Below are 18,592 nucleotides of genomic sequence, written 5' to 3'. Positions count from 1 at the left end.
TGGATACGGAGTTACTATTGTATAAGTCAGTTTAAATAGATGATGAGGCGACAATTTTACTAATCTGGTTGCCTCCATATTTTTCTCTGATTTAATTCTGAAAGTCGGTATTCATGACTACAAATTCTCAAAATCTGTCATCAGCGATGAAAAATCGCTCTGACGCCGAAAAATCCCTAGATTTGGGTTTTATCTGGCTAACTAAAATTTTTGCTTTTGGAGTTGCTGGGACTTTATTATGGATCGGGTCGCAGGTTGCAATTGCCTCTTGGCCTGCTATCCAAAAGTTTGGTGTCGGCTTTTTAGTCAACACCACTTGGAACCCGGTTAATGATAGCTATGGGGTTCTACCCCAAATTTATGGAACTCTCGTGAGTTCTTTTATTGGTCTGCTGATAGCAGTTCCCATTGGTGTTGGTACTGCTATTGTATTGAGCGAGGATTTTTTACCTGCAAAAGTGAAACTGGTACTGGTTTTTGCGGTAGAACTGCTCGCAGCTATTCCCAGCGTTGTCTATGGCGTGTGGGGTATTTTCGTTTTGGTACCAATATTAACCAGCTTGGGAAAATGGCTTAATGGTTACTTTAGCTGGCTACCATTTTTTAGCACTTCTCCTACAGGGCCAGGAATGTTGCCAGCGGGAGTCATATTAGCGATTATGACTTTGCCCATCATCACAGCTTTATCCCGCGATGCCTTGATTTCTGTACCCCCCAGCTTGCGCCAAGCCTCTATAGGATTAGGAGCAACCCGCTGGGAAACGATTTTGCAAGTTCTTATCCCAGCAGCCTTTTCGGGCATAGTTAGTGCTGTGATGTTGGGACTTGGCCGCGCAATGGGAGAAACAATGGCTGTAACGATGTTAATTGGAAACTCCAACAACATCAGTCTCTCTTTATTAGCACCAGCCAATACAATTTCTTCTCTACTGGCAAATCAATTCTCAGAAGCAAGTGGTTTGCAAGTTGCGGCTTTAATGTACGCAGCTTTAATTCTATTTTTCTTGACACTAGTAGTCAATATTCTGGCAGAGTTGATCGTTCTGAGAGTTAAGCGAATATAGCTTAGTTTTGGGTTAAATTATGACTTCTAATTTTCCAGAGCGCAGTTTAACTCGCTCCGCCATGTCTCAAAGAACACTGTTTAATACAGTGATGACCGTAATTGCTTTTACCTGCGGAATATTGGCACTTTTACCTTTGCTAGCAGTGCTTTCTTACGTGATTATTAAAGGCTTTAGCAGTCTGAATCTGGCCGTGTTTGTTGAATTGCCACCCAAAGCTCTCCAAAAAGGAGGAGGCTTTGGTAATGCCATTTTAGGCACGCTGCTGATGGTAGGAATTGCTGCCTTGATTAGTATCCCCTTTGGAGTTTTAGGGGCGATTTACATCACAGAATTTAGTTCGGCGAGAGTAGCTAGATGGGTGCGTTTTGCAGCTAACGTCCTTAGCGGAGTCCCCTCCATTATTGCTGGGGTATTTGCCTATGGGATTGTAGTTTTGACAATGGTAAAGTTGAACTTAGGATCGTATTCAGCTCTAGCTGGAGGGTTTGCACTAGCAATTTTGATGTTGCCAATTATTCTGCGAACTACTGATGAAGCGTTACAGTTAGTATCGCAAGATTTGCGACAAGCATCTGTAGGGTTGGGAGCGACAAACTTTCAAACGGTGAGTCAAGTAGTCTTACCAGCAGCTTTACCAGCTATTGTAACTGGGGCAACGCTAGCGATCGCCAGAGCATCTGGAGAAACCGCACCTTTGCTATTTACTGCTCTATTTTCTAACTTTTGGCCAGATGGTTTATTCCAACCAACAGCTTCTCTGGCTGTTTTGGTTTACAAATACGCCATTTCTCCGTTTAAAAATTGGCAATCTCTAGCTTGGGCAGCATCTTTAATTTTGGTATTGATGGTTCTAATCACAAGTATCATCGCTCGCTGGGTAACTCGCAAAAAAGTTTAGTAAAACCATCCACAGTGCATATCCCATCGCTTAAACTAACACTAGATTTAATTTATGGCTACCAACACTAAGACAGTGAATGACACTGAAACCGTTTTACGGGCTGAAAATCTCAACATTTACTACGGCAAGTTTTTAGCCTTACAGAATATTTGGCTAGATATACCGAAAAATCAGGTGACTGCTTTTATCGGCCCTTCCGGTTGTGGTAAAAGTACATTGTTGCGATGCTATAACCGTCTCAATGACCTGATTGAGTCATTTCGGGCAGAAGGTAAAATACTTTTTTACGATAAAAATTTGTATGCATCCGATATCGACCCTGTAGAGGTACGTCGGAGAATTGGGATGGTGTTTCAAAGACCAAACCCATTTCCCAAGTCAATTCATGACAATATTACTTTTGGAGCTAAAATCAACGGCTACAAAGGTGATTTAGATGAATTAGTAGAAAGCAGTCTCAAAAAAGCAGCTTTGTGGGATGAAGTCAAGGATAAACTAAAGCAAAGTGGCTCGTCTTTATCTGGTGGACAACAACAGCGATTATGTATTGCTCGTGCGATCGCAGTCCAACCTGAAATTATACTGATGGATGAGCCTTGCTCCGCTCTTGACCCCATTTCCACCTTGCGTGTTGAAGAACTGATTCACGAACTTAAAGAGCAATATACTATTGTCATTGTTACCCATAACATGCAGCAAGCAGCCCGTGTTTCTGATAAGACAGCCTTTTTTAATGTTCGGACTTCAGAGAAAGGAACCCGTAGCGGCTACATGGTAGAGTACGACGCAACAGAATTAATTTTCAACAATCCTCAACAGGAAGAAACCAGAGATTACGTCAGCGGCAAATTTGGATAAATATTTGTTTTATATTGTTGATATTAAAGCAATGAGGGATACTCGGAAATTAAAGTTGTGCGATATTCCTCTATGTTTTTTATTTGAAGGACTTTTTTCTCCCCAATAAACTTCATCTCCATGTTGTCCGATGTCTATTACTTAGTGCGTTCAAAAACTGACGGGAATTATCTTATAGCTCGTCCTGATGCTGAAACATCGGGTTATTTATTGCTGTTTCAAGAAAACTTTGACGCCCTTAGCTATCTCAACACCCACGCAGCAGAAGTGGCAAATCGCTTTGCGGTGGAATCTATTGCGCGTACACAGTTAGGAAATTTGCTCAAACGCTGGGGTTTTAGCGGTGTGGGTATTGTGACTGACCCGTTATTGCCCAAAGTTGAATTTTTACAGCACAATTAACTAATTCGTAATTCGTAATTTTATATTAATTAAATAGTTGTGCGATCGCACAAGTAAAATCAGGCAATATGGGTGAACTCAATTCATCACCATTGAATAACGTAGCAACTAACTTTAAACTCGCTTGTTCGCGTCGATATATTTCCACTTGTTGCTTACGCCAATCTACAATCCAATATTCTCTGACACCTCGTGATGAGTAGAGCTTAAGTTTTAGTTCTCTGTCCCGCTTTTCATTTTCACTACCAGCAGATAGTACCTCTACAACCAATTCTGGCGCACCAGTCAAATGCCCAGCCTCGTCTAAAAGTAGGGGTAATCTCTCGTTGCTAGCCCAGACAACATCGGGAATAACATTATCATTATCGCCAAAAATTATTCCTGGAGCAGTCACAACTTCTCCCAGACCAGTCTTTTGTGACCAGTTATCCAAGGAAGTGCTAATTCTGACACAAGTTTTTTGATGCTTCCAGTGGGGCGCTTTAGTCACAAACAATTCTCCGTCAATAATTTCATAGCGATTCCCGTTATCTGGAAACAACTCTAAATCGGCGGTAGTCCAGCGCACTCTCTCAGATATTGGCTGGTTCATAAATCATCTAAGTTAGGGGATTTACCTATTTTAGCCTGGGTGGAAATGGGACATTAATTAAGAGCCAAGCCGGGAGTTAATCTAAATTCCAAAAATATTGGGTGGAGCGCTCGCTCCACCCAACCTAAAATAATCTAATCATTAACTACTAATTCGCTACCTCAGCCACCTCAATTACTCGCCCTTCGTAGTCCTTGACCAAAAAATTCAGAGGTTTGTGGTTACGAATCTTCAATTTCAAACCGCGCATTTCGACTCGCATTAAAATCATTTCCAGGCAGTCGTGGTCAAAACAAACGTGGCGTTGCTGGTTTTTGCTACCTAAACTCGCACCCGTAATCACGTGTAACTGGGTGTTTTTCTTCAATTGATACCACAGCCCATCATTGGCATTATTCATCATTTTGCTAGACAAGCTCGGTCCAGTAGACATATATAACGGATCGATGCCAGTTGCGCCTATAGTTTGTTCGTAGTTGTAGTAGTAGTGCAATGGCACCTCCGCTGCTGGCAAATCTAGCAGCCCTTCATACAACTGTCGGGCAATCTCCAAATCTGACACCATTACAGTGTGTACTTTTGGGGCACTGGTGAGAAACATCCACATGGCACCAGCGTAAGCTGCTAGCAGCATCACCATAATGCCTTGGGTGGAGAACAGGCTATCTAAGGGCAGGGAAGGCAAAAAGGAGCCTAAAGTAAGGGGACTGAGCAGGAACGATACCACACTAACTTCTATAACCATGAACAAATAAGGATTCTTTAAGAGAGTTGATTTTATGATTGTCGATTAAGACTAAAATTAAGTCCTTGTTTTTAGTTTATCAATACTCAACTAGTCTGAGTCTTATCTACAAACTGAGCAACACCAAGATATTATGCGATTAACTAGGGGAGTGCAATTCCCAAAACTATTTTAACAATTATCAACTCCAAGACTTGTGCAAATTCCTCATTTTCCCGAAGCCAATCACCCACTGGTGAAATCGCTCTTCCATCACAGTGACCATGAACTACTGACTTTGTTTCAGCGCTATCCAGATGCCGGAAAGTACTTTACGGTGATTTTTTGCCGCTACAGTCCCATAGTCTACACCTTAATTCGGCATTCGGCGCGATCGCCTGTGCAGGCAGATTATCTGTTTGCCCTTACTTGGCGACATATTTATTACGAACTCGGTGGACTCAAGTTAACTGACTCTGAATCAGGTGAGGAAGCTTTGACCATGCAGAATTGGTTAATTAATATGACAGCTTTCTGTATAAATGAGATTAAACTACCACCCACAGAAGCAATTCATTATTCTCTGCAAGCGACTTCACCGCCGCTATGGTGCTATGTACAACAGGCGTTAGACCAACTACCGCCAGTTTTACGATTAATTGTGTTAATGGCTCAAACTTTCCACTGGAGTGAAACTAGAATCGCTGCTTATCTACAAGCTGAAGGAGAAGCGATCGCTCCTAACGAAGTAGCCAATTTTCTCCAAGAAGGCTATCGTATGCTAGAGGACAAATTGCCCACAGATATCCGCGCTATATACTTTGGGGAAGATTTCGCTCAATCAGAACTTAAGTAGAAATGTGTATATTACTTGTCTTCAATTTTAAAACTTAAAACTTTTTCTTAGACCTTCTACTTAAACCCGCAACTTTACGGGTAATTTTTATGAAACAACGGCTTGTATTTCCCTGCCAAAAGGTAGGCTTAATTTGTGTAGGTGCGATTTCTTCTCCCCAGGTACTTTTACACAGCTTTTTACTGTTTGCTTTTTTGCTGAGTCCTGTAGCGGGTGCGGTTGATATTTCCGAACAACTCCATCGCCCTTTAAATAATTCCGTTGGGCGACAATCAAGAGATGAAGCAGACGGTTTGCTGCGTATTGGTCAACAAGAATACGCTTCAGGATATGCCGACAAAACAATTGCGTCTTGTTTGCGGGCATTAGAACTATATCATTCCATTGGGGACCTGAAAGCACAAGGTTTGACGTACAATTTGCTTGCTAAGGCTTATGTGCAGGTTGGTAGTTCAAAAGAGGCGGAAGATGCTTTAAGAAGAGGATTAGCGATCGCTCGTGATACTAAAGACTTTCAATCTCAGATTTTTGTGCTGAATAATATTGGTACATTTCTGCTGCAAAAAGGCGAATTTGCTGCTGCTGGTGAAACAATTGAAGATGCACTCGCAATTGCTCACGGGGTCAAAAATATTGAAGGTGAAGGACTTTCTTTGAGTAATTTAGGCTTGGTAAATGCCAGGTTGGGAGATTATAACAAGGCGATTAAACTGTATGAAAATGCTTTAACTTTCCGCCGTCAGACCGGCGATGCCATCGGTGAAGCAAATACCTTGAATAATTTAGGAGATGCTTATTTAGCATCTGGAAATTATCAAGATACCATTGCTACTTATGGTGAAGCAATGCGGACAGCTAAAACCAACCGCGATCGCACCAATGAATTACGAGCAATTGACGGTTTAGTTACGGCTCACACTGCTGTAGGACGTTACGAACGCGCCTTTGACTTACTAGAGCAACGTTTAGCACTCGCTAAAGAATTACAAAATTTACGCGAAGAATTAAAATCTTTTGAATCTTATGCCCAGTTATATAAGCAACAAGGTAACTACCTAACTGCCCGCAATTTTTACGAAAGGGCAATTATACTGGCGCGGACATTGCAAGATAGCAGGCAAGAAGTACAATTGCGGGATCAATTAACTAAAATGCTTCAGCAAAAGTAGCAGTACGACACCACAAATCTTTTGCATTATTGAAAGTAGGGGCAATTCATGAATTGCCCCTACTGTTTTGTATAAGTTAACCCACGCTTTAGCCCTACTAATTCAAGAACACTGAACCGTTTCGTTCAATTCTCATAGCACTTCTCCCCTGTGCTGCATTGGTAGCTTCTTTAAATGTAACTTCCAAGCTTCCTGGCTCTGAAGAACCTTGTGGAGTCACTATTAACTGTCCGCCATCTTGTCGTTCAAATGTTACTGTTACTGGTGCTTTTAAAGCTTGCAGCGTTACATCTGACTTACCTTCTAGCGATCGCGGTGCTGTATCGCCAATCACTTGGAAAGTTATCTTAGCCGCAGTATTATTCTTCAAGCTGATATTCACCATCCCATTAGTGAGTGCGATCGTCGTACTGGGGGTTTGCCGTGGTTCTACCAGTGGTTGTTGGTCATTGGAAACCGCAGGTGGTGAAGGCTGTTGAGTTCGATCGCCAGGAATTGGGCGTGGTGGTCTAGCACCTGGTTGTGGTGGTACGGGAGATACTTGCCCCTCAGTTGGAGGAACTGGGCGTGGTGGTGTAACACCTGATTCCGGCGATCCGGGAGCTTGAGAGCGGTTGTAGGGTGGTTCGCTAAAAATGCTGGGACTTGGGTTAACCTTAACAGTAGATTCTTGTGCTAATGCTTGAGGAATTGCTGGCAGACTAATTAGCAACCCCCCACAAAGAGCGCCAAATAACTTGCTAGACTTGCGGAAATTTTGAGACTTCATATTTGTTCTTAACTCCTAAAAAAAGTTCAACTTTTTTTGTTACAAAGAATTTCTCCAACCGGAAATTAAATTAGGTTTTATCGGTCGTTGAGTATATCTAAATATTTAACAAATTACTCGATTTATCGTATCTAGCTAAGGATACGAAAATTATCTGAAAAAAATGAAAATATTTCATTCTCAAGATTTAAAGTCTTAATCATTGTCATTAAGCACATTTGTGTAATCGTCAAATTCAATATACTGCTAAAAAATAAATTTTCGCGCTAATAATTAAAGTTAAATTGAACCGAATAAAATTTTACATCTATCACAAGAAAGAAAAATTTATTAATAAATTAATACTCAAGAGTTATTGGTAAAGTGATAGTAAAGGTCGTGCCAATACCTTGGGTACTTTCAACTTGAATATGACCGTGATGATGCTCGACAATAGCTTGAGCGATCGCTAATCCCAATCCTGAACCTGTAGCGCTGGCTGTAGCTGTATTCCCCGTCCTATGAGTACGTGCCGGATCTACTCGATAAAAGCGGTCAAACAAACGTGGTAGCGCTTCGCCTGGAATTCCAACTCCGGTATCACTCACCTTAACTTGCAACTGGGCACTGGTGTTACGTAGTCCAGAAACACGATTTATTCCTTCTATCCGCGCCAATTCCACTTTCACTCGTCCACCTGCTGGAGTGTAATGCAAAGCGTTAGCAATTAAATTTGTGAACAGCCGCACCAATTGATCCCAATTACCTACAAGAGTAAACCAATTCTCAAGTAATTCAGGGCTAGTTTCAGAGATAGGAGGGTCAACTAAGTCTAGAGAAAGGGCGATTTCTTTCTCAGGGATTAACAATTGTTGTTCTTCAACCACTTCTATTAACAAAGCGTCCAACGGACAAGGTGAAAAAGTATCTTTGCTAATACCACTATCCTGTCTTGCTAGGAAGAGTAAGTCATTGACTAACTTACCCAAACGCTGCGTTAACCGTTCCACCACTTTTAACTGTTGTCGATATTGCAAAGAAGTAGTCGTTTCTGTCTCTGCTAAATCCAAGTCAGCAAGCGCAACTTGCACATTAGTTTGAATCAAAGTGATCGGACTTCTAAGTTCGTGGGAAGCATCAGCAGTGAATTGTTTAAGACGTTGATAAGATTCACCCACCGGTTCCATCGCTTTACCCGAAAGAAACCAACCACTTGCGCCTACAGAAAGCACCATTAACCCAATACCTAATGCCAAATCAAAAATTAACTGGCGACTAGGTTTAGTAACTTCAAACCAGGGATGACTAACGCGCAGATATCCTAATACTTGTCGTCTCACTTCTACTCGTTCGGTGACTTGTCGTAATAAGAGTGGGGAGTTAGGAATTTTAAATTTTGAATTTTCATTTTCTCCCTTGACTACGCGTACAGTTTCACCAGTGCGATTGACACGAATGGGAATATTTAGGGGTTCAGATAGTGTTGACCAAAGTAATTTGCCAGTTGGACTAAACCATTCTAGGTCAATGTGGTCATCTTCTACAGCGTCGGTATTATTACCAAAACTGGCTTCTACGTTAATGCGAAATTTATCTGCATCAGTATTAATTGGCTCAAATATTAGTGTAGATGCACAACCACTGGTTGTGAGACAACGCTCCACTATTTCCACTACATGGTTAAGGGTGTCATCAATCCGCTCAATCAGTGTAGTACGAAAGTATAAATAAACGCCACTGGCAAACAGTAGCAGTAATACAGCAGTGACGGCAGTGTACCAAATTGCAAGACGGCGGCGAGTAGCTTGAAACATCTTTTCACTTACTTTTTTTGACTGAATATCATTAGATTACGTGTTAAGAGTAATTTTAAATTACTTTGAATTATCAACATTATTTCAAAATAATACTGGTTAAATTTTTGGCGATCGCATCAAATTTTCAAGTAGAAACAATATTGCTTTGTCTGCAACAATAATTATAGATATAACTCAATACCGTTCATTTATTAAGAAAATTGTAGGTTGGGTTTCACTTCGTTCTACCCAACCAAGTCAGAGAAGTGTTGGGTTTCGTTCCTCAACCCAACCTACGTAGAAGTTGAGTTTTATTTAGGTTTAAATGAACTGTATTGAGATATAGCAATCCTAAATCATTTGTGAAATTCTCTGTTTCTTTTCTTGGCGATCTTGGCGACTTGGCGGTTCGATAGTTTTCACAACTCAAATAAGATTGCTATATAACTTTGATTCTATTTGCTGAGGGGTTCAAGAAAAAAATTTAATCTTTGTATACAGTGAGTTACTACGCATCTTATGCAACAAAAGATAAGGGCTTTTAAAACCTAGTTTTTAGGCAGAAGTTAGAAATGCTGCTCATTGGGCTGACAACAAACCAATGAGCAGCATACCAGTCTGAGGCATTGAAAGAAGCAATGTTTCAAAGCTATGTCTAGACTGGTTTTTTGAAGTTAAGTTGATACCTGTAGTTAGATATCCACCCCACAAGCAACTAGTTGAGTATTTTTATCTGCAAGTCACTTGAATACGAGACGCTGTACAAACGAATAGTGCAGCGTTAGCGAGGAACGAGCATCTGGAGAAGCTTGATTACGAATTAGATGATATTAAACCTCTACCAAAACGGCCTCGCGCAGATTGCTAATCACATCACTCAGATTACCTGTATTCAGGCGGTAACTCAGAGGATGAGCAATTAATCGCGCCGTGCTTTCATAGAGACTAGCAATTTCAATCAAACCATTTTCGCGTAAAGTCCGCCCTGTAGAAACCAAATCTACGATCGCTTCTGACATTCCAGTAATTGGGCCTAGCTCTACTGAACCATACAATGGCACTATTTCCACAGGTAAATCCAGACTATGGAAATATTCACGAGCGCAATTCACATATTTTGAAGCAACTCTACCATGCGGTGGTAAATCTAAAGGCGATCGGTAAGCACTTGATGCTTTTACCGCCACTGACATCCGACAATGACCAAACTGCAAATCTACCAAGTGGGCAACTTGCGGCTGCTTCTCCCGCAGCACATCGTAACCAACAACTCCTAGTTGTGCTTGACCATATTCCACATAAACGGGCACATCTTGCGCGCGCACCAGTAAAGCTTTTGCAACTCCCTTAGTGTCAGGAATTTGAAGTTGGCGAGTTCCTGAATCTAAAAAAGCACTAAAATCTAATCCGACAGCTTGTAGCAAGCGGATGCTATTTTTAAGTAGTTCCCCTTTTGGCAATGCAACAGTCAGCATTTTTTTTATTGGTATCCTTAGCGTCTTGGCAATTGAATAATATTGAGAATATCTCTATATGCTTACCACAAGCAGCATGAGAATTTTATTAGTTGATGATGAAGTTGAACTAACTCAACCTTTGAGCCGCTTGTTAACTCGTGAGGGTTATGCCGTAGATGCCGTTTATGATGGGACATCTGGCAGCGAACTTGCACGGGTAGGCAGTTATGACCTACTTATTTTAGATTGGATGCTGCCAGGAAAAACGGGGTTAGAGATTTGTCAGGAATTACGCCGCCAAAGCAAAACCACTCCCGTATTGTTTCTTACAGCTAAAGATACTCTTGATGACCGCGTACAAGGTTTAGATGCTGGTGCGGACGACTATTTGGTTAAACCTTTTGAACTGCGGGAGTTATTAGCAAGAGTCCGCGCTTTATTGCGTCGTTCCGGTACTCAAACCTATGAAACCACCACCGGACGTTTAACTGTCGCTGATTTAGAACTCGATTGTGAAAATCAAGTAGCCTATCGCCAAGGACGAATAATTGAGCTATCGCAAAAAGAAAGCCAGTTGTTGCAATATTTTATGGAACACACTGGACAACTTCTGACTCATGCCCAGATTATGCAAAATTTGTGGCAAGAGTCAGAACAACCTAGTAGTAATGTAATTGCGGCATTAATTCGTTTGCTGCGGCGTAAGATTGAGGTGGGTAGAGAAACTACGTTGATTCACACAGTCTACGGCAAAGGCTATCGTTTCGGTGCTTCCTCAGTGGAGTCAGTTTAGCGGCTGTTTCGACTCACAAAGATTTGGTTAATTGTTTAGAAGAATCATTGATATTTCTCAGTCTTTGCGACTTTAATTTCTGTCGAAGTTTGTTGTCGAGGGATAAATCCACAGGCGTTATAATTTCTGAAATCCCCTTTCAGAGACGAAGCTGATTATTCGCACCCATATCTCAATACGCTTGGGTTAAGGCTAAAATCCTTTGCCAAAGTCAATTTTTTTAACGAACCGCCATCTCTACGAGAGGCTTCCGCCAACGCGCAGCGTCTCGTAGAGAAGGACGCAAAGGACGCAAAGAGAAGGAAGAAACACTTAACTGAACTGTATTGTGACCCATATCTTCTTTACTAAACCCAAGAAAAATCTCGGAATCTTCCATAAGGGTTGACGGAAAATAACGACATCAGCATTTGTCACAATATAGATAAGCATTGGTAACAAAACAGGTTGTATTAGTAACGAACGCATAAGTGTCGTTATTAACGGATAAGCATTGGTAACAAAATAGGTTGTGTTGGTAACGAACGCATAAGTGTCGTTACTAACGGATAAGCATTGGTAACAAAACAGGTTGCTTTGCTAACAAATGGACAAGCTGTGCTAGGAACAATAATTTTATTCCTAACCACACTTCCATACAGCATTACCAATGTTTGCAACGATTTTCTCTCTTTGGCTTAGTCAACAGTATAGTGGCGATCGCACTCTCAACATTCGTCATCACTACAAACTTACAGCAGTTTTCATTTAATTGAACCAGATTGTAAACCTGTTAAAATCAAAAAATTTCAGCTTATACTATTAAAATTTACCCAAAAAATGATTAATTTGAAGTTGCAGCTTTTCTCGTAGTTGTTGCGCCTGCTGATAAGCTGCTGCACGCCCTTTCTTTGAATGGTTATCCAATTCTACTGGTTGCAAAGGTTGAATAAAGTAACGCAAACGAGTTCTCATTGCCCAAACTCCCATTGAGGGAAACAGAAGTAAGGCAAACATCAAAGGCGACAAAGGTAAGAATGGTAGTTTGACTAGTCGTTGTAACTTGGTGAAATTAACGGCCCAAGGATGCAGAGATTCACTGCCGATGCAAACTACTGGCAGAATCGGAATATGATAGCGATCGCTCAACTGAATAAAGCTCACATCAAACTTTTCTAGTTGATAGCGTCTTCTCCAACCTTTCAAAGGCCCGCGAATACCTTCGGGTGCATATAAGAGAATTTTACCTTGAGCGATCGCGCCCTCAAAATCATCTAATTCGGCTCGCACACCACCTAAAACCTGCGACCATTGAGGTGGTAGCCACCAAATCATCCAAGGATGCTCAAATAATACTGGATTTGCTATGGGTTGTACTACCCATCCTTTGGCTTCACTTAATAAATAACCCAAGGTTAAAAAGTCCCAAGGAAAACACATCCCGGCATGATTCATTGCCACAATCAATGGCCCTGTTGGCGGCAAGTTTTCAACTTGTTGCAACTCTCCCCGAAAATAGTATTTAACGATAGGGGCTAGAATTTCTTTGCCAAAAGCTTGTTGATATTTAGGATCGAATTCACCAACTTCTTTTCGAGGTGAACGAAAACCCAGACGCAACCAGCGACTCAGCAACGCTAAATAAAATCCACCAGGAATTAAAAATAATCCATATTCTAGCCAATTCCAACCATCTGGATCTATGTGATAGTGCTGCCAATGGCGGTTGAATAAAATTAACCACCCTGGAGGATACCAAAGACAAAGCCAATCAAACCAGTTAAATATATAGCCTTCACCTGGAGCATTTTCTTGTTGACTGTTTAATAAGTTTTCGGAGTGTTGATTAATCAAAACAGTTAAAGATTAGGATTAGGCAAAATAATTTTATTAAAAGCGCATTATAGCTTCTTAGTTTTGTAACTGCCATCTTACCAAAGAAGTACACGTCTAGGGGCACAATATGTTGTGCCCATACGATTATCTGGAACTCCCTATTTTGCAATCTGCTGTAGTTGCTAAACTAGCGATATAAAAGCTTTCATCAAATACCAAATGAGTTTGTATATAGATACTTTATATATAATAAATATGAAAAACTAATCTCAATCCAATTCATGAAGATATGACACGCCACCAATTTTTTAGCTATGTGCGATCGCTGATAATAATTTAATTAAATTGCCTTAAATAATACTATTGTGAATCTTATCTCAGGCAAAACTTAATGTTTATTTTATATATGCCTTTTAAAGTAAACACTAAGTCGTGAAGACTGATAACTGAATCTTGATGTTTCGCCAAAAGATGAAATTGATAACGACTAATGATAATTTGAATTCTTCCTCAAGCTGGAGACGAATGGCGAGACATCTGTCTTACTCTTCCTACTATGGAACTAGAAAAGCCACTCAAAATTTCAGATTTAATCCGTCAACTTCGGCAGCAACTCGATCTCTCTCAAGAAAAGTTTGCAGCTAAGTTAGGAGTTTCCCTACGAACAATCAATCGCTGGGAGAACGGAGCTACAGTGCCTTCACAGATGGCACTAAAGCTGATTGAAGAAATGTTAGAGAAGATGGGTAAAGCAGACAAAAGACTAGCGAACGAGTATCTCCCAAAATCGGAGCAACGGGAGGACTCTTAAGATGATGGTGAAAGTACCTGAAAAAATTTTGATGATGCGTTCTCGGTTCATAGCTTTTAGTGTGATGATTCTGGCAGTCATGACGGCACTGCTGTTGACAAAAATGTTACTGCCAGTTTTCGATCCGAGCGTATTTACATTATTTTATGCTGCTGTGGCAGTTAGCGCTTGGTATGGTGGTATGAGACTGGGAGTGCTAGCGATCGCTTTATCTGTGACAACTGCGCTCTATTTTTTGATCGATCCAGTCTACTCTTTCGATTTCCTCAGCCTGAAAGTCCTGGTACGATTAACCACATTCTCACTAGTATCCTTCTTAATTACTGCGCTTTCTTCAGAGTTGCGAACTGCTAGACGCAAAGCAGAGACAAGCCTCAAATTGTTGCAAAATAGCGAAATGCGGTTTAGCCGACTGGCAGAATCCAACATCATTGGAGTAATCGTAACTGATATGAACAGCGGCTTCATTATCGAAGCCAATGATGCTTTTCTGAAGATGATCGGCTATACGCGAGAAGATTTTTCTGCTAACCAAATCAACTGGCGCGAGATTACCCCACCGGAGTATCTTCTTTTGAGCGAACGTTCAGTGGAAGAAGTGAAAACTACTGGAATATGTAAGCCTTTTGAGAAAGAATACATTCGTAAAGATGGCGATCGCATTCCCGTTCTGCTCGGTTCTGTGACGCTGGGAAATACTCAAGAAACGGTTATTGCCTTTGTTGTCGATTTGAGCGAACAGCAAGCTGCGCTACGCGAGCGCAAACAAGCAGAAGCGGCATTACAGCAAGCCAATCAGCGCAACACACGCACTCTAGAAAACATGAGTGATGCATTTATGACTCTAGACCGGGACTGGCGAATCATCTACCAAAATGCCGAAGCAGAGCGAATTAACGGTAAATCCCGGACAGAGGTCATTGGTAAGTTGCACTGGGAGGAGTGGTCTGCATCAGTAGACACGAATGTAGAGCATCAGTACCGACGGGCAATGGCAGAACAGATTCCCGTCCATTTCGAGCATCACTACTACTTACCGCCCAAATATGACTTGTGGCTGGAGATTCACGCCTACCCTAGTGAAGATGGTCTTGACATTTTCTTCCGCGACATCAGCGATCGCAAACAAGTAGAACGAGCTTTGCGACAGAAAGAGGAACGTCTGAAGTTAGCGAACGAGCGGTTTGAGTTAGCAGCATCTGCGGTCAACTGTCTGATTTATGACTGGAATATAGAACAGGATAGCGTTGAAAGAACCGAGGGGTTAACCCGAATTTTGGGCTATTCCCTCGCAGAAGCTGAAGCAAGTGGTAATTGGTGGTGTGAGCTTGTCCATCCAGAAGATTTGCCAAGCGTACAAGAGGCGATACTTGCTTTGGGAAATAGCGATCGCTATGCTGCCGAATACCGAATTTGCAACAAAAACAATCAGTACATCTATGTTTTAGATCAGGGGATAGTAGTACAGCGAGATGCTGATGGAAACCCGTTACGTTTAGTTGGCAGCACTACAGATATCAGCAAACGCAAACAGGCAGAGAAGGCAGTCCAAGCAAGTGAAGAACGGCTCAGGAGTTTTGTGAAAGCGAATATAGTTGGCATTCTCTTTGGTGATGTGAATGGTAGCATCACTGAAGCCAACGACGAGTTTTTGCGAATTGTCGGCTATACCCAAGAGGATATTCAAGCAGGTAAACTATGCTGGGCTGATATCACGCCACCTGAGTATCAATATTTAGATGAACTGGCTATTGCTTCGGCAATAGCGAAGGGAACCTGTACTCCTTATGAAAAGGAATTTATTCGCAAAGATGGTTCTAGCGTCCCAGTTGTAGTTGGCTACTCCCTTTTAGGAGAATCTCGGCATAAATCAGTCGCATTCATTCTGGATATTAGCGATCTCAAACAAGTTAAAAAAGCGCTGAGTCAGAGCCAAGAGCAATTTCAAGCTTTTATGGACAATATTCCCGCAGCTGCATGGATTACGAATGCAAACGGACGTGTAGTTTACCTCAGTCCAACTTATTTCAGCACGTTCAATGTGCCAACAAATAAGGCGATCGATAAAAACATTTTTGACCTATACCCAGTCCAAATTGCTCAACCTCTCCTCGATAACATTAGAATAGTTGCCGAAAGGAATCAGGTTGTTCAAACGATTGAGTCTGTCCCACGCACAGATGGCACTCTTGGCGAATTTTTAGTCTATAAGTTTCCCATTGCCGATGTGTCTGGCCAACGCCTAGTAGGAGGGGTCGCAATTGACATTACCGAACGCGAACGCGCCCTTCGCGAACGTCAGCTTGCAGAACAAGCCTTACAAGAACGCAGTGAAAGACTTAAACTGCTTTCGGAAACAACCAGTGATTTGCTTTCAACCGAGCGCCCCTTGGATTTGATGAACAGCTTGTTTAGCAAACTCTCGGCGCAAATGGATTTGCATTGTTACTTTCACTATTTAATCGATACACACGAAAATAAGCAGAAACTCCGGTTAGTAGCTTGGAATGGTATTACTGATGAAGTATTTCAAGCAATTGAATACCTGGAATTTAATCAAGGGATATGCGGACTAGTGGTGCAAGAACGCCGTCAAATCGTCGTCAATGATGTGCCGCACTCTACCCATCCCCATGCCAACATCCTCCATGCTTTAGGAATTACAGCCTATGCAGGTCAACCGTTAATTGCTCAAGGAAAGCTGCTTGGTGTCCTCTCCTTTGCTAGTCGCACCCGTACCAATTTCACTTCTGGGGAAATAACTCTATTACAAGCAACTTCCGATCAGGTGGCGGTTGCTCTGGAACGCGCTCAGTTAATGGCTTCGTTACAGCGACGGAAAGAAGAATTAATCCAAGCTAATCGAATCAAAGATGAGTTTTTGGCGGTGCTTTCCCACGAACTTCGCACGCCGCTAAACCCGATTTTGGGATGGTCGAAATTACTACAAACGAAAAAGTATGATGAAGCAACCACTACTCGCGCTCTCGAAACCATTGAGCGCAATGCCAAGCTGCAAACCCAATTAATCGAAGATTTACTAGATGTCTCTCGCATTCTGCAAGGTAAGCTGAGTCTGAACATTACTCCTATAAATCTAGAAATTGCGATCGTCGCAGCCATAGAAACTGTACGTCTAGCCGCTGAAGCCAAATCGATCGATTTACGATTTACGATTTTAGACTTTAACGCGGACACTCAGTCCTTACCTGCGGGACGCTACGCGAACGACAAACCTCAGGAAGCATCGAACGATTTTGGATTAGACAATTCTCAAATAAATTTAGACTCTATCGATTTTAATAAGCAACTTAACAATTTAAAATGCCAAACTTCAAATTCTAAATTTTTAGTCAGAGGTGATTCCAGTCGCTTGCAGCAAGTTATCTGGAATCTAGTTTCCAATGCTATTAAGTTTACACCCCAAGGTGGAGAGATAGAAATCAGTTTAGAGTCTGTTGGTTCTCAGTCTCAGGTTAAATTGCGAGTCAGTGATACAGGTAAGGGAATTAGCTCTGACTTTTTACCATTCGTCTTTGACTACTTTCGACAAGCTGATGGCGCAACTACTAGAAAATTCGGCGGACTGGGCTTAGGATTAGCTATTGTTCGTCACATTGTCGAGCTACACGGCGGCACAGTTAAGGCAGAAAGTTTGGGTGAAGAACAAGGAGCAACCTTTACAGTCATGCTACCGTTAATTAAGGTCGATCTAAATAGCCATCAGATAGCCTCTCAAGCTGATGATTTGCCCGATTTCAAGGGATTGAAAGTTCTGCTTGTTGATGATGAGCGGGATACACGAGAGTTAATTGCTTTCATTTTGGAGCAATCTGGCGCGATAGTAATCCAGGCGGCATCTGCGATGGAAGCACTACGAATTATGCCTCAGTTCCAGCCAAATCTGCTGTTAAGCGACATTGGAATGCCAGAAGTAGACGGCTATATGCTGATTCGTCAAATTAGAGCTATGTCACCAGAACTTGGCGGGAAAATTCCTGCGATCGCCCTTACAGCTTATGCTGGTGAGGTTGATTATCAACAGGCAATTGCCGCCGGATTTGGGCAGCATATCACCAAACCAGTTGAGCCAGCTAAGTTACTTCGTGCGATCGCTAACCTAATTTATAATAGTTGTAGCAATTGTTAATTGAGAGACTCCATAACTTTGCTCCTTGTAGAATTTTCAAAATATTTATAAGCTTCTTGTTGATTCAGGTGTTGTGAAATAAGGTTTTTTATACCAGAAAGCCACATTCGCGCGATTATCATTTTCAATCAGAGTATTTTGAGTATTTTAACTGATTGACAAAATACACTTTATGTCAATCTCTTACGGATGGGTATGAGCAATCGGGAAGACTACGGTTCTGGCTGAAGTCAGGACGGCGACAAGGTCGAGTAAATATGATTGCGGTCTTGTGTAATGGCGGTTGCTATACTGGCAAAGTTAAAACTTTAGGATTTTGATGAAAAACAAAAAGCCCCAGGCTGTATGAGCGTGGGGCTTTTTGTTTGTATGAGTAATGAATCCTGGCATCGAGCTATTTTTGCGTAGGGCAACCCCTAAACTATCGTTGCCGCAGCAGCGTTTCACCTCTGA

The 18,592-nt window shown here is 41.7% G+C and carries 16 protein-coding genes; 9 read left to right on the top strand and 7 right to left on the bottom strand.

The genetic code is table 11. From position 1 onward, the window contains the following. Positions 1–113: 113 nt before the first annotated feature. The 4 genes from pstC to AC1F2U_RS27340 all read left to right on the top strand — a co-directional run bounded on the left by pstC (position 114) and on the right by AC1F2U_RS27340 (position 3,228). On the top strand, positions 114–1,064 hold the full coding sequence (pstC, locus tag AC1F2U_RS27355; protein ID WP_480263997.1) for a phosphate ABC transporter permease subunit PstC: 951 nt from the start codon (positions 114–116) through the stop codon (positions 1,062–1,064). A 19-nt stretch (positions 1,065–1,083) separates the two neighbouring features. Continuing rightward, positions 1,084–1,965, top strand: coding sequence for a phosphate ABC transporter permease PstA (pstA, locus tag AC1F2U_RS27350; protein ID WP_480263996.1), 882 nt, complete (start codon positions 1,084–1,086; stop codon positions 1,963–1,965). A 54-nt stretch (positions 1,966–2,019) separates the two neighbouring features. Continuing rightward, the gene (gene pstB, locus AC1F2U_RS27345; protein ID WP_480263995.1) at positions 2,020–2,826 is read left to right on the top strand and encodes a phosphate ABC transporter ATP-binding protein PstB; all 807 of its coding nucleotides are present in this window, start codon (positions 2,020–2,022) and stop codon (positions 2,824–2,826) included. 120 nt (positions 2,827–2,946) lie between these two features. Further along, entirely contained in the window at positions 2,947–3,228 is a 282-nt protein-coding gene (locus tag AC1F2U_RS27340) for a hypothetical protein (protein ID WP_292871932.1), read from the top strand. 25 nt (positions 3,229–3,253) lie between these two features. Here the strand turns inward: AC1F2U_RS27340 and AC1F2U_RS27335 are convergent, their stop codons facing one another. Together AC1F2U_RS27335 and AC1F2U_RS27330 are read right to left on the bottom strand one after the other, a co-directional pair. Next, positions 3,254–3,820: a Uma2 family endonuclease gene (locus tag AC1F2U_RS27335; protein ID WP_480263994.1), complete on the bottom strand. Its 567-nt coding sequence runs from the start codon at positions 3,818–3,820 to the stop codon at positions 3,254–3,256. A 148-nt stretch (positions 3,821–3,968) separates the two neighbouring features. Continuing rightward, positions 3,969–4,565: a glyoxalase-like domain protein gene (locus AC1F2U_RS27330; protein WP_322666999.1), complete on the bottom strand. Its 597-nt coding sequence runs from the start codon at positions 4,563–4,565 to the stop codon at positions 3,969–3,971. A gap of 196 nt (positions 4,566–4,761) precedes the next feature. Here AC1F2U_RS27330 and AC1F2U_RS27325 point away from each other — a divergent pair, with 196 nt between their 5' ends. Then, a complete protein-coding gene (locus tag AC1F2U_RS27325) occupies positions 4,762–5,400 on the top strand; it encodes an RNA polymerase sigma factor sigma-70 region 4 domain-containing protein (RefSeq protein ID WP_480263993.1) in 639 nt (212 codons plus the stop codon). An 89-nt stretch (positions 5,401–5,489) separates the two neighbouring features. Then, positions 5,490–6,569 (top strand): tetratricopeptide repeat protein, encoded by a 1,080-nt coding sequence (locus AC1F2U_RS27320; protein WP_480263992.1) that lies wholly within the window; start codon positions 5,490–5,492, stop codon positions 6,567–6,569. Between the two features lie 97 nt (positions 6,570–6,666). On the opposite strand, the gene AC1F2U_RS27315 is transcribed toward AC1F2U_RS27320, so the two are convergent. From AC1F2U_RS27315 to hisG, 3 genes are all read right to left on the bottom strand, one after another. Further along, positions 6,667–7,338 carry a hypothetical protein gene (locus AC1F2U_RS27315; RefSeq protein WP_480263991.1) on the bottom strand — a complete coding sequence of 224 codons (672 nt, stop codon included), beginning with the start codon at positions 7,336–7,338 and terminating at the stop codon, positions 6,667–6,669. Positions 7,339–7,676: 338 nt separating this feature from the next. After that, the gene (locus tag AC1F2U_RS27310; protein WP_480263990.1) at positions 7,677–9,131 is read right to left on the bottom strand and encodes a sensor histidine kinase; all 1,455 of its coding nucleotides are present in this window, start codon (positions 9,129–9,131) and stop codon (positions 7,677–7,679) included. 812 nt (positions 9,132–9,943) lie between these two features. Continuing rightward, positions 9,944–10,588 (bottom strand): ATP phosphoribosyltransferase, encoded by a 645-nt coding sequence (gene hisG / locus AC1F2U_RS27305; RefSeq protein ID WP_480263989.1) that lies wholly within the window; start codon positions 10,586–10,588, stop codon positions 9,944–9,946. Between the two features lie 76 nt (positions 10,589–10,664). Between hisG and rppA the strand changes: the two genes are divergently transcribed. Beyond that, positions 10,665–11,363: a two-component system response regulator RppA gene (rppA, locus tag AC1F2U_RS27300; RefSeq protein ID WP_480264021.1), complete on the top strand. Its 699-nt coding sequence runs from the start codon at positions 10,665–10,667 to the stop codon at positions 11,361–11,363. A 220-nt stretch (positions 11,364–11,583) separates the two neighbouring features. On the opposite strand, the gene AC1F2U_RS27295 is transcribed toward rppA, so the two are convergent. Both AC1F2U_RS27295 and AC1F2U_RS27290 read right to left on the bottom strand, forming a co-directional pair. Then, positions 11,584–11,742, bottom strand: a complete 159-nt coding sequence (locus AC1F2U_RS27295; protein ID WP_480263988.1) for a hypothetical protein — start codon at positions 11,740–11,742, stop codon at positions 11,584–11,586. A gap of 422 nt (positions 11,743–12,164) precedes the next feature. Further along, entirely contained in the window at positions 12,165–13,196 is a 1,032-nt protein-coding gene (locus tag AC1F2U_RS27290; RefSeq protein WP_480263987.1) for a 1-acyl-sn-glycerol-3-phosphate acyltransferase, read from the bottom strand. Between the two features lie 538 nt (positions 13,197–13,734). Here AC1F2U_RS27290 and AC1F2U_RS27285 point away from each other — a divergent pair. Together AC1F2U_RS27285 and AC1F2U_RS27280 are read left to right on the top strand one after the other, a co-directional pair. Continuing rightward, positions 13,735–13,989 (top strand): helix-turn-helix domain-containing protein, encoded by a 255-nt coding sequence (locus AC1F2U_RS27285; protein ID WP_480263986.1) that lies wholly within the window; start codon positions 13,735–13,737, stop codon positions 13,987–13,989. A gap of 1 nt (position 13,990) precedes the next feature. After that, positions 13,991–18,139 (top strand): PAS domain S-box protein, encoded by a 4,149-nt coding sequence (locus tag AC1F2U_RS27280; RefSeq protein ID WP_480263985.1) that lies wholly within the window; start codon positions 13,991–13,993, stop codon positions 18,137–18,139. Positions 18,140–18,592: the final 453 nt, after the last annotated feature.

It is taken from the genome of Nostoc sp. LEGE 12454, assembly GCF_056620565.1.
The sequence above is the reverse complement of the archived record's forward strand: the minus strand, read 5'-3'. Positions and strand labels throughout refer to the sequence as shown.